This is a genomic window from Paenibacillus sp. FSL W8-0194, from assembly GCF_037969745.1.
In the GTDB taxonomy this organism is placed as follows: Bacteria; Bacillota; Bacilli; order Paenibacillales; family Paenibacillaceae; genus Paenibacillus_AQ; species Paenibacillus_AQ cookii.
In genome coordinates, this window is record NZ_CP150205.1 from 2034705 (window position 1) to 2048110 (window position 13406).

The following is a 13406-nucleotide window of genomic DNA, read 5'->3' on the forward strand; positions in this document are numbered from 1 at the left end:
CATGATCCGGCATGAATCGGAACGGCGATCGTTCGAATGTTGCGCGATCCTCAAACGAGTGGGGAGTGAATCGAAGTTGTCACTGTACGTCATGAAATTCGGAGGAAGTTCCGTAGGGGACACGGAGCGAATGAAGCGCGTAGCCAAACGCATCGTCGAAAAACAGGATGAAGGGCATCAATGTGTCGTGGTCGTTTCCGCGATGGGGGATACGACGGACGATCTCATTGACCAGGCAAAGCTGCTGAATCCGAATCCTCCGGCACGGGAAATGGATATGCTGATGACGACGGGGGAACAGATTTCCATAGCCTTGTTGTCGATGGCCATTCACGATCTGGGGCGGAGCGCCGTTTCGCTGACCGGATGGCAGGCCGGATTCCGGACCGAACCCGTGCACGGAAAAGCGCGGATTACCGATATTACGCCGGAGCGGGTCATGTCCGCCCTAAATGAAAACCACATCGTCATCGTTGCGGGCTTCCAAGGGATGACGGAAGACGGGGAAATCACGACGCTGGGACGCGGCGGTTCGGATACGACCGCGGTTGCGCTGGCTGCGGCGATCAAGGCGGACGTGTGCGAAATTTACACGGACGTGGACGGCATTTATTCGACGGATCCGCGGATCGTCAAATGCGCGCGCAAGCTTGCGGAGATTTCCTACGACGAAATGCTGGAGCTTGCCAATTTGGGGGCGGCTGTCCTGCATCCGCGGGCAGTGGAATACGCCAAGCATCACAACGTCCAGCTGGTGGTCAGATCCAGCTTTAACTATAACGAAGGCACAGCGGTTAAGGAGGAAACAAGCGTGGAACAGGGAGTTGTAGTAAGCGGCATCGCGTATGACAAAAATGTGGCAAGAATCAGCATCCTCGGCGTGGAGGACGTTCCGGGCGTGCTGGCCCAAGTATTCGGGGCGCTTGCCGAGGCGCAGATCAACGTCGACATTATCGTGCAAAGCGGCGTGCAGGACGGCAGAGCGGACTTTTCCTTTACGACGTCGCTGGCCGAATGCGATCTTGCGCTGGAGGTCATTCAAGGCCTCAGATCGAAGCTGCCGTACCGTGACGTCACCTCTGAACGCGACCTGGTGAAAGTTTCGATCGTCGGAGCGGGCATGATCAGCCATCCGGGCGTAGCCGCCCAAATGTTCGACGTCATCTCGCAGCAAGGCGTCAGCATCAAGATGGTCAGCACCTCGGAAATCAAAACGTCCTGCGTCATCGAAAACGGCAACCTGGAGCAAGTGGTGCGTGCTCTCCATACCGCTTATAATCTGGATACCGACGCGCAGGTTTACGTCGGCGGACCGCAGGTCAGACGTTAAGGATCGATTCCGTTTTAGGATACTAATGAAGAAAAAATAATGAAAAAAGGCCTGAAGCTCAAGCTTCGGGCCTTTTTTTGTTCTCGGGTCAGCAGGGAGCCTTCGCGTATAACGGCGTCAGAATCAAATCGTTTTTGGCGATGGGAACGACCGGCACGGTATCGATTCCGGTGCAGTATTCCACGTCATGGGCATATCCCAGCTTGACCAGCTGTTTGGCGGACGTTCCCTCCATGACGGTTTCGTACAGATTGGCACGGCATTGCCTGTAGGCAAGTTTCATGGCCAGCCCCAAATCGTTCAGGCGCAGCGGGCCGTCCACCATGGATTCCATGGCATCGATAATCATGCCTGCGCACAACCCGTCCTCCAGCGAAAACTCGTTTCTGCAGCCCGAGCATAGCAGGATGACGTCGCGGTCGAATGCCGCGAGCGCCGAAGCGACGGCCGTACCGTTGATGAAGGAGGCCGCCAGAAGTTTGGCTGCCCGCTGCGATTTGAGAAGCCCCCTTGTTCCGTTCGAGGTCGTCAGAACGACAAGCTTGCCCGCAACTTCTTCCGTCATGTAATCGTGAGGGGAATTGCCTGCCTGAAAGCCGGGAATCTTCTTGTAATATCGTTCTCCGCCGACAAAGGTATGTTCGCTTTTTTTGCTTTGGGCTTGGGGGACGGTTTCAACGGGAAGCAGGCCGCAAGCGCCCTTGGCCAACGCCGTGATCATCGTGCTGGTTGCACGCAGCACATCGATGACGGCAGCGCTTTTCTGAATAAAATCCTCCGATCTGATATCGTCCACATTGGCAATCACATCCACCCGCATGGGTCAAATCCTCCTTAAGCCCTTCACTTTATGTGTCCCAATCTCTATCAGCATGTTTTTGCGCGCAGAGAATTGCAACTTCAAAACTAATATATGCAGCAGGCGCGGAAATGTTCCGAACGCTTTTCTCGCAAAACATAACTAAAAAGAGAGAATGCGGCATATCCATATAAAAGATGAACATTTCATTTCAAGGAGGTTTCCCGATTGGACAAGTTCGTGTTAAGTATGGCTACGCTGCGCATGCTCTCTGGCGGCATCGAAATTGCAGCGGCATTGTTCATGTTGAGGCTCGCCCAGGTCGATAAGGCGCTGGCGATCAATTCGCTCCTGGCTTTCGTCGGGCCGACCGTGCTGATCCTGACCACTTCCATCGGCCTGATCGGCCTTGCCGACAAGCTATCATGGGGCAAGATCGCTTGGATCTTCGTAGGGGTTTCCTGTCTCTTAATCGGAATTTTAAAAAAATGATAGATTCGGTCGTCATAATTTTGAAGTACAAGCATAAACATGTGGTATAAAAAACATCTACTAGTCTATAAACGAAAAGCTCACGGACTTAAGAGAAGACAGCTTGGGGGTGGTCGTATTACGAATCCAAACTGGCTAGAACTGTTTCCCGACCGGATCAAGTCCATCCTGCTAAGATTGCCGAGGGAACTCCTCGGGAAGCTGGAAGAGGTTCGGATCCGCGAAGGAAGGCCGCTGGAGGTGAATGAATCGGGCGGGCACCGCTTCGTCACCGAAGAGGGGCACCCGACACTGGACGGGGACAAGGCGTACAGGCCCAGCCGCGACGATAGCCGCAGGTTTCTCGATCTGATCAGCAACCATTCCTTATATACCCTGGAGGAGGAACTGCGGAAAGGTTTTATTACGGTCCCGGGCGGGCACCGCATCGGGCTTGCCGGAAGAACGGTCTTATCCGGAGGGAAAGTGGAGCATATCCGGGACATCAGCGGATTCAACATCCGGATCGCCCGGGAAGTGAGGGGGGCCGCAAACGCCATTCTGCCGTTTTTGTACGACGAAAGGGAGCGAAGAATGAAACACGCGCTGATCCTTTCGCCGCCGCAGCACGGGAAAACGACGCTGCTTCGGGATTTGGCAAGGCAGATCAGCTCCGGCGGCATGGAGGCGCCGATTGCGAAGCCCGCGGGCATGAAGGTCGGCATCATCGACGAACGTTCCGAAATTGCCGGCAGCGTGCACGGGGTGCCAAGCTTCGATGTCGGCCCGCGGACCGACGTGATGGATGCGTGCCCGAAAGCCGAAGGCATGATGATGATGATCCGTTCGATGTCGCCGGATGTCCTCATCGTGGACGAGATCGGCAGGGAAGCAGATGCCGAAGCCGTCACCGAGGCGCTGCATGCGGGCATATCCGTCATCGCTTCGGCTCACGGCAGCGCCCCGGAGGAACTCCAAAACCGCCCGGCGATGAAACGGCTGATGGACAACCGGATGTTCGAAGTTTACGTCCTGCTTCACCGCAGCCGCGGCAAAACGGCATTCCGGATCATGGACCGGCAGATGCGCTTGCTCCAGCTTCAGGCAAAGGGGGAAGCCAACCATGCTTAAGCTTTTCGGGGCCGTGCTGATCCTCCTGGCCGGAACGCTTGCAGGATTTCACCAGGCCGCCCGGTTTGCGGCAAGGCCGAAGCAAATCCGCGAACTCATTCTTGCGATGCAAAGGCTCGAAACCGAAATCTCGTACGGCTTTACGCCGCTTCCCGATGCGTTCCGCAGATTGGCCGGGCAGCTCGGGGAACCGCTGCGGAGCATCTTCAAAAGCGCGGCGAACCATATGGCGTCGGGGAGCGGAAATACGGCTCAGGAAAGCATCCAGCGCTCCCTGCACGACCATTGGAAGCGGACCGCGATGAAAGCGCCGGAGCGCGATATTCTCCATCAGCTCAGCTTTACGCTTGGGACAAGCGACAGGCAGGATCAAATCAAGCATATTGCCTTGGCCGCCCAGCAGCTGAAGCATGAAGAAGCACTGGCAAGAGACGATCAGGCGAAATACGAAAAGATCAGCCGGAGTCTCGGGCTATTGATTGGAGCATTGATCGTCATTTTGATCTTTTAGCGAGGTGCCAAGGAATGAACTTTGAAGTGAACGCAATTTTCCAGATTGCGGGAATCGGCATCATCATTGCGATGATTCATACGGTACTCAAGCAAATGGGAAAAGAAGATATGGCTCATTGGGTGACGGTCATCGGCTTTGTCGTGGTGCTGTTCATGGTCGTCCGGCTGCTCGATAACCTGCTGCAGGAGATCAAAACCATTTTTCTGTTCCATTAGGGGTTGCTTATGGAAATTATACAGGTGGTGGGTCTTGGACTCATAGCAACGATTCTGATCCTGATCGTCAAAGAGCAAAAGCCGATGTTTGCTTTTCTGCTGGCCGCCGCGACGGGCGTGCTGATCTTCATGTTCCTGATGGGCAAAATCAGCACCGTCGTTTCGGAGCTGGAGCGGATGGCCAGGTCCTCCGGCGTCGAACTGATCTACCTGAAAACGATCCTGAAAATCATCGGCATCGCCTATATCGCCGAATTCGGAGCTCAGGTCGTGCGTGACGCCGGGCAGGAGAATATCGCCTCAAAAATCGAACTGGCAGGCAAAATGCTGATCATGGTCCTTGCGGTACCGATCATCGGCATCATCATCGAAACCGTGCTGAAATTGCTGCCAGCGTAGGAGAAAGTGGGAATACCCATGCTTTTAAAACCGCGCCGGGATACACGGCATTTGATCCTTTTTTTCATCCTGTTTTTGCTCGCGGGGACAACCCGGGTTTTCGCCGATTCCCCGGCCGAAGAGTGGATCAAGCATCAAGCGGAGTCGCTGCCGAAGGACCAGGTCGAAACCTACTGGGAAAGCCTGATGAAGGATTACGGCGGGTTTTTCCCGGATCAAAAAGTGCCTTCCTTTATGGATATCCTGCTTCCCGGAGGAGAAGGCTTCAGCGTCAAAAGCGTTCTGGCGGCGTTAGGTTCCTTCATGTGGCACGAAGTGCTGTACAACGGGAAGCTGCTCGTCACCATCGTCATGCTGAGCATCATGAGCATGATCCTGGAGACGCTGCAATCGGCGTTCGAACGAAAAACCGTCAGCAAGGTCGCTTACGCATTATGTTACATGGTCATCATCGTCCTGGCGATCAACAGCTTCAACGTGGCGATCGGTTACGCCAAAGAAGCGATCGACCGCATGATCGATTTCATGATGGCCATGGTGCCGCTGCTGTTCGCGCTTTTGGCCTCCATGGGCAACGTCATCACGGTTTCGGTCACGCATCCGCTCATCATTTTTATGATCAACACCGTCGGCACGCTCATCCACACGCTGATCTTCCCGCTTCTGTTCTTTTCGGCGGTGCTTCATTTGGTCAGCTCCCTTTCCGACAAATACAAGCTGACGCAGCTGGCCAACTTGCTTCGCAACATCAGCGTAGGGTTTCTCGGCGTACTGTTGACCATTTTTTTGGGCGTCATTTCGGTTCAGGGCATCACGAGCTCCGTGACGGACGGGGTGACGATCCGGGCGGCCAAATACGTGTCCGGAAGCTTCATCCCGGTGGTGGGGAAAATGTTCGCCGATGCAACGGATACCGTCATCTCGGCTTCGCTGCTCATCAAAAACTCCATCGGTTTGGTCGGCGTCATCATCATCCTGTTCCTGTGCGCGTTTCCGGCAATCAAAATATTGGTGCTCGCGTTGATCTACAAGGTATCCGCTGCCGTCATGCAGCCGCTCGGAGACTCACCGATCACGACATGCCTGGAAACGATCGGGAAAAGCATGCTGTACGTGTTTGCCGCGCTGGCCGTCGTCGGACTGATGTTTTTCCTGGCGATCACGATCATGCTTACGGCGGGGAACGTCACCGTCATGATGAGGTAAGGAAGGAGGCGTAAGATGGCCTGGCTGAGCAGTTGGCTGAAAGAAGTGATTATGGTGGTTCTGCTGGCCTCCTTCGTGGATCTCATCCTTCCGAGCCGTTCCATGGAGCGTTACGTCAAGCTGGTGCTGAGCCTGCTGATCCTGCTCACGCTCCTCGGGCCGCTGATCAAAATACTGACCGATGCGGCGGACATCAAGATCGCGGCCGTGTTTAACGGCATGAACCAGAGCCACGAGGCCGGAGGAAAAGGCAGCCTGCAGCAGATCATGGACGAAGCGAAGCAGCTGCAAACCCGGCAGCAGAAGCAGTCCCTCGAATGGGCTGCACGCGAAGTCGCCGCGAAGATGAAAGACCAGATCCGCAAGGAAAGCGGGGAGCAAGGCGCGGACGTGGCGGTGGTCCTGGCGATGCCGGAGGGGACGGCGCAGGACGCGAACCAGAGCCCCTATATCAAAAACGTGACCGTCACGATAAAAGCAGGGCCCGCCTCGGAAGAAACGGCTGCCGCCCCGCCGGCGTCCGGCGAAATCCGAATCGATCCGGTGCTCCCCGTGCAGATCGAAATCGGCGGCCCGCCAAGGGAAAATCCAAGCGGCACGGAATCGGGACGGGAAGCGGCGACGAGCAGCGAGGAGAACTGCGGCGCGAACGCGGAAGCCATCAAACGAATCATCGGAAGCGAATGGGGAATCGACCCGGAAATCATCGCCGTCCGAAACGGAACAGCCGAAAACGGGAAGCTATAAAAAGAGGTGATAAACGTGGGGAAATGGTTCAAGAAACTGGAGCAGTGGATCGGAGGCGGAGGGCAGGGCAGCGGCAGCAGGATCAACACCTTCCGCTGGCTGATCATCGTCGGCCTGATCGGTGTGGCGATCGTCCTCTTCAATTCCTTCGTCAACGTCAAAAAGCTGGATAACGAAAACATCGGCCGCGAACCGCCGGCGCAACCGACCGTCAACGAAAGTTCCCCGGAGCACGGCGGGGAAAGGAACGCCTTCAGCAGCATCGAAGAAGACGCCGAAAACAAGATGAAGGAGATCCTCGAAAAAATCGTCGGAGTGGGCACCGTTGACGTCCTGGTCAACGTGGATTCGACGGAAGAAGTGGTTTACCAGAAAAACATGAAGGATTCGCAGCAGCAATCGGACGAAAACGACGCGAACGGAGGCAAACGCCGCACGACGCAATATACGCGGGACGGGGAAGTGGTTACATACGAGCAGTCAGGCACCCAGGCCCCGATCGTTACGAAGAGGGTGAAACCGCAAATCCGCGGCGTCCTGGTCGTCGCCAAAGGCGCCGAAAACGAGGTCGTCAAACAGCTGATCGTCGATGCGGTCGAAAAAGGGCTGAACGTTCCGGAATACCGGATCTCGGTCGTTCCGCGCAAACAGGGGTAGGCAGCAATTCAAATAATGAGTTCAAATTTGAGGAGGATTTAACGAATGAACAGTAAAAGACAAACGATTTGGTTGGTGTCCATGCTGAGCTTGATGGTTGTGTTATCCGCTTACTACCTGTTTACGGAGGACTCGGGATCGTCGAAAACGCCGAAAACCCCGGTTGCCGACAGCCAGCAGGTGAGCGGCGCGGATAAGTCGTCCGCCAAGGAAACGGCGTCCAAGACGACGACGGAAAGCGGAGTGGAAGTAACCGAAGTGATCACCGACGGCAAGGTCAACGAGAATGCGGCCGCCGCCAAAACGGACGCAGGCAGCGCGGATGCTTCCAAGGAAGCCGCCAAGGACACGGCCAAGGACACGACGAAAGACGCGGCGAAGGATGCTTCAAAAGAAAGCAGCGACAAAACGACGGCTCAGACGGACGGCAAGGACGCCGCTTCCAAGGATGCGGCCGCAGAGGAAAAAACGGCTTCGAAGGGAAAAACGGATAACGGCAAGGAAACTCAAGCCGGAAAAAGCGACGATGAAGTGCTGAAGGAAGTGGCTGCCCAAAAAAGCTCCGCCTCCAGCCTGTTCGACTCCTACCTGATGGAACGGGACCAAAAAAACGAGTCCAAATATAACGATCTGCTGGCTGCCATGAACGACATGAGCAAGGATCCCGCTGAAACCGCGAAAGCAAGCGAAGAACTGAACGCGCTGGAAACGAAAACAGAAAAAATCAAGGGCATCGAGGAGGAGCTGGAGCATAAATATTCCTTCGCCAACGCGTTTATCAAAGAAGAAACCGATAAATACCAAGTGCTTGTCCTCAGCGACAAACCGGACGTGAAGCAGGCCGTCAGCATCGTTGAACTGGTGATGAAAGAGCTGAACGTCACCCAGGACAAAGTGAGCGTTCAATACATGGCGCCATAAGATGCGGTAAGCACGGAATATGTCGAAAGAGTCCGGATTTCCCCGGACTCTTTCCATTTTGCTTGTTTATGATATAATACTTATCGTTATGTGTATGTATGTCCGGAAGCTTCCGAAAGCTTCCCTCGAAGGAGTGAATTGTACATGTTGAAGTTAAGCGAGATTAAAGAGTTGATACAATTGGTCGATCAGACCTCTGTACATGAACTGGATATTGAATTGGAAGGAACTCATTTAACGATCCGCAAAGCAAACAAAACCGAGGTTGTTGCAGCGCCGTCCGTACCTGCGCAGTTCGTTCAGGTTCCGCAGCAGGCCGCTCCCCAATTCCAGAACCCTGCTGCGGCAGCGGAAGCCGCCCAGCAGCCGGCAGCCGAAGCGAAAGCAGCCGATCCCAACCTACATAAAATCGTATCCCCGATGGTCGGCACGTTCTACAGATCGCCTTCCCCTGAAAAGGGTCCGTTCGTGAACGTAGGGGACAAGGTCAATGAAAAAACGGTCGTCTGCATTCTCGAAGCCATGAAGCTGATGAACGAACTCGAAGCCGAAGTGAAAGGCGAAATCGTCGAAATTCTCGTGGAAAACGGACAATTGGTTGAATACGGGCAGCCTCTGTTTCTGGTGAAAACGGAATAACACCGCATTCGAAAGGGAGGTTATCTGCATGAAATTCCAAAAAATCCTGATCGCCAACCGCGGCGAAATTGCCGTCCGTATCATTCGCGCTTGCCGAGAGCTGGGCATTTCGACGGTTGCGGTCTATTCCGAAGCGGACAAGGATGCGCTTCACGTCCGTCTTGCGGACGAAGCTTACTGTATCGGACCTACCACGTCCAAAGACAGCTACTTGAACATTACGAACATCATGAGCGTGGCGACGTTGACGGAGTGCGACGCGGTACATCCGGGTTACGGATTCCTTGCCGAAAACGCCGACTTCGCCGAAATTTGCGAATCCTGCAACATTACGTTCATCGGCCCGTCGGCGGATGCCATCAACAAGATGGGCGATAAATCGGTCGCCAAGCAAACGATGAAAGCGGCCGGCGTGCCGGTCATCCCCGGCTCGGACGGCTTGGTCGAAAACATCGAGGAGGCCGTGATGATCGGCCGGGATATCGGTTATCCATTGATCATCAAAGCGACGGCCGGCGGCGGGGGCAAAGGCATCCGCATCGCCGAAGACGAAGAGGCCCTGATCAAGCAAATCACGGCCGCGCAGCAGGAAGCGCAAAAAGCTTTCGGCAACGCGGGCGTATATTTGGAGAAATTCCTGACCGGCATGAAGCACGTCGAAATCCAGGTGATGGCCGACAATCACGGCAACGCCGTCCATTTGGGCGAACGCGACTGCTCCGTGCAGCGCCGCAGACAAAAACTCGTCGAGGAATCCCCGTGCCCGGTGATTTCTCCGGAAGTCCGCCAGCGCATGGGCGAAGCCGCCGTACGCGCAGCCAAAGCCGTGAACTATTCCGGCGCGGGCACGCTGGAGTTTCTTCTCGGTCCGGACGGGCAGTTCTACTTTATGGAAATGAATACGCGTATCCAGGTAGAGCATCCGGTTACGGAGATGGTGACGGGCGTGGATCTGATCAAGGAAATGATTTCGGTGGCGGAGGGCAACCCGCTTTCCTTTGCCCAAGAAGACGTCGTGATCAGCGGAAGCTCCATCGAATGCCGCATCAACGCGGAGGATCCGGATCGCAACTTTATGCCTGCACCGGGTAAAATCCAGTTTTATCTTCCTCCGGGAGGACCCGGGGTGCGGGTCGACAGCGCCGCGTATCAGGGATATACGATTCCTCCTTTCTACGATTCGATGATCGCCAAGCTGATCGTATGGGCGCCGACGCGCGACGAAGCGATCGCCAAGATGAAACGCGCGTTATCCGAGTTCGCCGTGGAGGGAATTCACACGACGATTCCTTTCCATATGAAGCTTCTGGATCATCCGACCTTCAACAGAGGCGACTTCGATATCAAATTTTTAGAGGAAAACGAGATATAAGCCTCCGCGGACGTTTGTCACGAATCGCCCCGAATGTTATAGTATGAGTGATTATGCGGCGTCCAGAAAGGTGTGCTTCTTATCCATCTTATCCGAAAGGTGTGTTAAGCCATAATGAGCACGGAACCGAATGAGTTTGAACGTACCGAAATCGGCGAAATCCAGATTGCGCCCGAAGTCATTGAAGTGATTGCGGGACTGGCGACCGTCGAGGTCAAAGGCGTAGCCGGCATGAGCGGCGGTTTTGCCGGAGGCATCGCCGAGCTGCTTGGACGCAAAAACCTGTCCAAAGGCGTAAAGGTGGAAGTCGGGCAGCGCGAAGCGGCCGTTGACGTTTCCGTTATCATCGAATACGGGAACCGGCTGCCTCAAGTCGCTACCGAAATTCAGCGCAACGTCAAACGATCGATCGAAATGATGACCGGCTTGAACGTCGTGGAAGTGAACGTGCATATTCATGACGTTCATTTCAAAAGCGCCGAAAGAACGGAAGAAATCGATTTGACGCAACAACGCGTGAAATAAGAGATGACCGAAGGAATGAGCCCTGGAAACATGCCGTGCTTCCGGGTTCATTCCGTATCCGTAACCCCCGACGAACGTCGAGGGTTTACTCTAATTTAAGGAGGCTGCGCCGTTCGTGGCTAAAATACTGGATAGATTTTTGCTCTTTATTTACAGCTTGAGCATCGGAATCATAAGCGTATTTGCCCTCCTCCGGTTAAGCGGCTTGGTTCCCGGTTTGGGAGAATACATGGATGCGTCCACGCTGGAAATCACGCTGCTGGTCATTGCCGCCGTCTTGTTTTTGCTTAGCGTCCGATTTTTCTATATCTCGATCCGCCGAGATCGTACGCAAATTCCTTCGATCGACCAACGCACCGAATACGGGGACATCCAAATATCGGTGGAAACGATCGAGAATTTATGCCTGAAGGCGGCAGCCCGCATCCGGGGAGCCAAAGATTTGAAGGCGCGGATCCGCGTGTCCGAAGCCGGGCTTGAAATCAAGATCCGGGCGGTGGTCGAAGGCGACGTTTCGATTCCGACCATGACGACCGACATTCAAAAGCAGGTACATGATTATCTTCAGGAGACGACGGGCATTCCGGTATCGAATGTGGCGGTATATATCGCGAATGTGGCCCAGTCGACGGCCATGAAGAGCAGAGTGGAATAGGGGTGGTCTTCCATGGCATTCTTGAAGGAAGTATGGGAGAGTCACAGAGGACGGATCGTCGGCATCGCCGGCGGGATTTTCTTTGGTTTTATTTATTTGATCGCGGGATTTTGGGATATGTTGTTCTTTGCATTGGTTGTGTTCATAGGATATGCCGTCGGCAAGCGGAAAGACTTGCGCATGGAGTCCGTTTTTCGCTGGGATGAGATGCGGAAATGGCTTTCCGAGCGCTGGCGTCCTTTTAAATGAACCGTGATATGCTTTCTCCGGAAAAAAGAGCTGCAGCTTCATAACGCCCATTTTCTGGTGAAACGTATCGCGGTTTTTTTGCGGAAATGCTTTGAAAAACCTTTGCCATAGGAGATTGCAACAATCCGCAGTAACCCATAATAAAGATAAGTGCCATAAATGACAGGTTCAGGAGGAACAAAATGAAAAGACGTTTGGCAAGGGAAATCGTCGTGCAAAGTCTGTACCAAATGGAAATGAATGAAGTGGGCAGCGAAGAAGCCGTCAATATGCTGCTGGATGAGGCCGCCGAGGAAAACGATACGGAACGCGTCATCACGAACGAAATCGAGCTGAAAAATTACGTGCTGACTCTGGTCAACGGCGTATGGAGCCAGAAACAAGCCATCGACGGCCTGCTCGAAAATTATTTGAAAGGCTGGCAAATCAGCCGTTTGTCGCGGGTCGACCGGCAAATTTTGCGTTTGGCGGCTTACGAGCTGCTCTATTCGAGCGACGTTCCGGCGAAAGTGGCCGTCAACGAGGCGATCGAGCTGTCCAAGCATTTCGGCACCGAGGAATCCGGCAAATTCGTCAACGGCGTGCTGGGGAACATGATCCGCGAAGTGGACAAGCTGAAAAACACCCTTTCCTGACCTTGCCGCTTCCGCTTGGCGTTACCGAAGCCCACATATCGATTTGACCATTCTAATTACGGGGGAGAGAGTAAAATGACAGCAACCATCATCAGCGGAAAACAGGTATCCGAAGAGATCCGGGGCAGCATCGCCGGCGAAGTGCGGGCATTGGCGGCCAAAGGCGTCGTTCCGGGCCTCGCCGTCGTGCTGGTCGGGGAAGATCCGGCATCTCAGGTGTACGTTCGGAACAAGGAAAAAGCTTGCCACGATTTAGGGTTTTACTCCGAGGTTCACCGCCTGCCCGCCGAAACCTCGCAAGCCGATTTGCTTGCTTTGGTGGACCGGCTGAACCGCAAGGGCGACATCGACGGCATCTTGGTGCAGCTGCCCCTGCCCGGACATATCGATGAAAAAGCCGTGATCAACGCGATTGCCGTAGACAAGGACGTCGACGGTTTCCATCCGGTGAACGTCGGGAACCTCGTCATCGGCGACGACAGCCTGCTTCCGTGTACGCCGGCCGGCGTGATCGAGCTTATCAAACGGGCGGGGATCTCTTTGTCCGGCAAACATGCGGTCGTCATCGGACGAAGCAATATCGTCGGCAAACCGGTTTCCCTTCTTCTTCAGCGGGAAAACGCGACCGTGACGATGTGCCATTCCCGTACGGAGCGGATGGCGGAAATCGCGCGCCAAGCCGATGTGCTGGTCGTTGCGATCGGCCGTGCCAATTTCATTGACGCCAGCTACGTGAAACCCGGAGCCGTGGTCATCGACGTGGGCATGAACCGGCTCGAAAACGGCAAGCTTGCGGGAGACGTCGACTTCGAAAGCGTGAAGGAAGTGTCCGGTCCGATTACGCCTGTGCCGGGCGGCGTCGGTCCGATGACCATTACGATGCTCATGCAGAACACCCTCATCGCGGCAAAGCGCCATCACGGGCTTGTGTAAGCGGGGGC

The 13406-nt window shown here is 54.7% G+C and carries 18 protein-coding genes; 17 read left to right on the plus strand and 1 reads right to left on the minus strand.

Annotation, left to right across the window (positions count from 1 at the left end):
- Positions 1-76: 76 nt before the first annotated feature.
- Entirely contained in the window at positions 77-1330 is a 1254-nt protein-coding gene (locus MKY58_RS08885) for an aspartate kinase (protein WP_339324242.1), read from the plus strand.
- An 88-nt stretch (positions 1331-1418) separates the two neighbouring features.
- On the opposite strand, the gene MKY58_RS08890 is transcribed toward MKY58_RS08885, so the two are convergent.
- A complete protein-coding gene (locus MKY58_RS08890; RefSeq protein ID WP_212946938.1) occupies positions 1419-2150 on the minus strand; it encodes a 2-phosphosulfolactate phosphatase in 732 nt (243 codons plus the stop codon).
- Between the two features lie 228 nt (positions 2151-2378).
- Here MKY58_RS08890 and MKY58_RS08895 point away from each other — a divergent pair, with 228 nt between their 5' ends.
- From MKY58_RS08895 to folD, 16 genes are all read left to right on the plus strand, one after another.
- Positions 2379-2621, plus strand: coding sequence for a YqhV family protein (locus tag MKY58_RS08895; RefSeq protein ID WP_036714335.1), 243 nt, complete (start codon positions 2379-2381; stop codon positions 2619-2621).
- 117 nt (positions 2622-2738) lie between these two features.
- Complete coding sequence (spoIIIAA, locus tag MKY58_RS08900) at positions 2739-3731, plus strand: stage III sporulation protein AA (protein ID WP_339325094.1); 993 nt, start codon at positions 2739-2741, stop codon at positions 3729-3731.
- Positions 3724-4242 carry a stage III sporulation protein SpoIIIAB gene (gene spoIIIAB, locus MKY58_RS08905; RefSeq protein WP_339324243.1) on the plus strand — a complete coding sequence of 173 codons (519 nt, stop codon included), beginning with the start codon at positions 3724-3726 and terminating at the stop codon, positions 4240-4242. The genes spoIIIAA and spoIIIAB overlap by 8 nt, the downstream gene beginning before the upstream one ends.
- Before the next feature lie 14 nt (positions 4243-4256).
- Positions 4257-4460 carry a stage III sporulation protein AC gene (spoIIIAC, locus tag MKY58_RS08910; RefSeq protein ID WP_036714303.1) on the plus strand — a complete coding sequence of 68 codons (204 nt, stop codon included), beginning with the start codon at positions 4257-4259 and terminating at the stop codon, positions 4458-4460.
- 9 nt (positions 4461-4469) lie between these two features.
- Positions 4470-4859: a stage III sporulation protein AD gene (gene spoIIIAD / locus MKY58_RS08915; protein WP_212946935.1), complete on the plus strand. Its 390-nt coding sequence runs from the start codon at positions 4470-4472 to the stop codon at positions 4857-4859.
- 18 nt (positions 4860-4877) lie between these two features.
- Positions 4878-6065 (plus strand): stage III sporulation protein AE, encoded by a 1188-nt coding sequence (gene spoIIIAE, locus MKY58_RS08920; RefSeq protein ID WP_212946934.1) that lies wholly within the window; start codon positions 4878-4880, stop codon positions 6063-6065.
- 15 nt (positions 6066-6080) lie between these two features.
- The gene (spoIIIAF, locus tag MKY58_RS08925; protein ID WP_339324244.1) at positions 6081-6812 is read left to right on the plus strand and encodes a stage III sporulation protein AF; all 732 of its coding nucleotides are present in this window, start codon (positions 6081-6083) and stop codon (positions 6810-6812) included.
- Positions 6813-6827: 15 nt separating this feature from the next.
- The gene (spoIIIAG, locus tag MKY58_RS08930) at positions 6828-7469 is read left to right on the plus strand and encodes a stage III sporulation protein AG (protein ID WP_339324245.1); all 642 of its coding nucleotides are present in this window, start codon (positions 6828-6830) and stop codon (positions 7467-7469) included.
- A 45-nt stretch (positions 7470-7514) separates the two neighbouring features.
- Positions 7515-8390, plus strand: a complete 876-nt coding sequence (locus MKY58_RS08935) for a SpoIIIAH-like family protein (protein WP_339324246.1) — start codon at positions 7515-7517, stop codon at positions 8388-8390.
- Positions 8391-8534: 144 nt separating this feature from the next.
- A complete protein-coding gene (gene accB, locus MKY58_RS08940) occupies positions 8535-9029 on the plus strand; it encodes an acetyl-CoA carboxylase biotin carboxyl carrier protein (RefSeq protein ID WP_339324247.1) in 495 nt (164 codons plus the stop codon).
- A 28-nt stretch (positions 9030-9057) separates the two neighbouring features.
- Complete coding sequence (accC, locus tag MKY58_RS08945; RefSeq protein ID WP_036714314.1) at positions 9058-10401, plus strand: acetyl-CoA carboxylase biotin carboxylase subunit; 1344 nt, start codon at positions 9058-9060, stop codon at positions 10399-10401.
- A 114-nt stretch (positions 10402-10515) separates the two neighbouring features.
- Positions 10516-10926 (plus strand): Asp23/Gls24 family envelope stress response protein, encoded by a 411-nt coding sequence (locus MKY58_RS08950; protein ID WP_212946924.1) that lies wholly within the window; start codon positions 10516-10518, stop codon positions 10924-10926.
- A 115-nt stretch (positions 10927-11041) separates the two neighbouring features.
- Positions 11042-11581 carry an alkaline shock response membrane anchor protein AmaP gene (amaP, locus tag MKY58_RS08955; RefSeq protein ID WP_212946922.1) on the plus strand — a complete coding sequence of 180 codons (540 nt, stop codon included), beginning with the start codon at positions 11042-11044 and terminating at the stop codon, positions 11579-11581.
- Positions 11582-11593: 12 nt separating this feature from the next.
- Positions 11594-11830: a DUF2273 domain-containing protein gene (locus MKY58_RS08960; RefSeq protein ID WP_212946921.1), complete on the plus strand. Its 237-nt coding sequence runs from the start codon at positions 11594-11596 to the stop codon at positions 11828-11830.
- Between the two features lie 182 nt (positions 11831-12012).
- On the plus strand, positions 12013-12465 hold the full coding sequence (gene nusB / locus MKY58_RS08965) for a transcription antitermination factor NusB (protein WP_036714317.1): 453 nt from the start codon (positions 12013-12015) through the stop codon (positions 12463-12465).
- A 75-nt stretch (positions 12466-12540) separates the two neighbouring features.
- The gene (gene folD, locus MKY58_RS08970) at positions 12541-13398 is read left to right on the plus strand and encodes a bifunctional methylenetetrahydrofolate dehydrogenase/methenyltetrahydrofolate cyclohydrolase FolD (protein WP_212946917.1); all 858 of its coding nucleotides are present in this window, start codon (positions 12541-12543) and stop codon (positions 13396-13398) included.
- Positions 13399-13406: the final 8 nt, after the last annotated feature.

Bases quoted from the DNA above. Each gene is read 5' to 3' on its own strand.
- MKY58_RS08890 (WP_212946938.1), bottom strand. From the start codon at position 2,150: ATGCGGGTGGATGTGATTGCCAATGTGGACGATATCAGATCGGAGGAT.
- MKY58_RS08895 (WP_036714335.1), top strand. From the start codon at position 2,379: ATGGCTACGCTGCGCATGCTCTCTGGCGGCATCGAAATTGCAGCGGCA.
- spoIIIAB (WP_339324243.1), top strand. From the start codon at position 3,724: ATGCTTAAGCTTTTCGGGGCCGTGCTGATCCTCCTGGCCGGAACGCTT.
- spoIIIAC (WP_036714303.1), top strand. From the start codon at position 4,257: ATGAACTTTGAAGTGAACGCAATTTTCCAGATTGCGGGAATCGGCATC.
- spoIIIAD (WP_212946935.1), top strand. From the start codon at position 4,470: ATGGAAATTATACAGGTGGTGGGTCTTGGACTCATAGCAACGATTCTG.
- spoIIIAE (WP_212946934.1), top strand. From the start codon at position 4,878: ATGCTTTTAAAACCGCGCCGGGATACACGGCATTTGATCCTTTTTTTC.
- spoIIIAF (WP_339324244.1), top strand. From the start codon at position 6,081: ATGGCCTGGCTGAGCAGTTGGCTGAAAGAAGTGATTATGGTGGTTCTG.
- MKY58_RS08935 (WP_339324246.1), top strand. From the start codon at position 7,515: ATGAACAGTAAAAGACAAACGATTTGGTTGGTGTCCATGCTGAGCTTG.
- accB (WP_339324247.1), top strand. From the start codon at position 8,535: ATGTTGAAGTTAAGCGAGATTAAAGAGTTGATACAATTGGTCGATCAG.
- accC (WP_036714314.1), top strand. From the start codon at position 9,058: ATGAAATTCCAAAAAATCCTGATCGCCAACCGCGGCGAAATTGCCGTC.
- MKY58_RS08950 (WP_212946924.1), top strand. From the start codon at position 10,516: ATGAGCACGGAACCGAATGAGTTTGAACGTACCGAAATCGGCGAAATC.
- MKY58_RS08960 (WP_212946921.1), top strand. From the start codon at position 11,594: ATGGCATTCTTGAAGGAAGTATGGGAGAGTCACAGAGGACGGATCGTC.
- nusB (WP_036714317.1), top strand. From the start codon at position 12,013: ATGAAAAGACGTTTGGCAAGGGAAATCGTCGTGCAAAGTCTGTACCAA.
- folD (WP_212946917.1), top strand. From the start codon at position 12,541: ATGACAGCAACCATCATCAGCGGAAAACAGGTATCCGAAGAGATCCGG.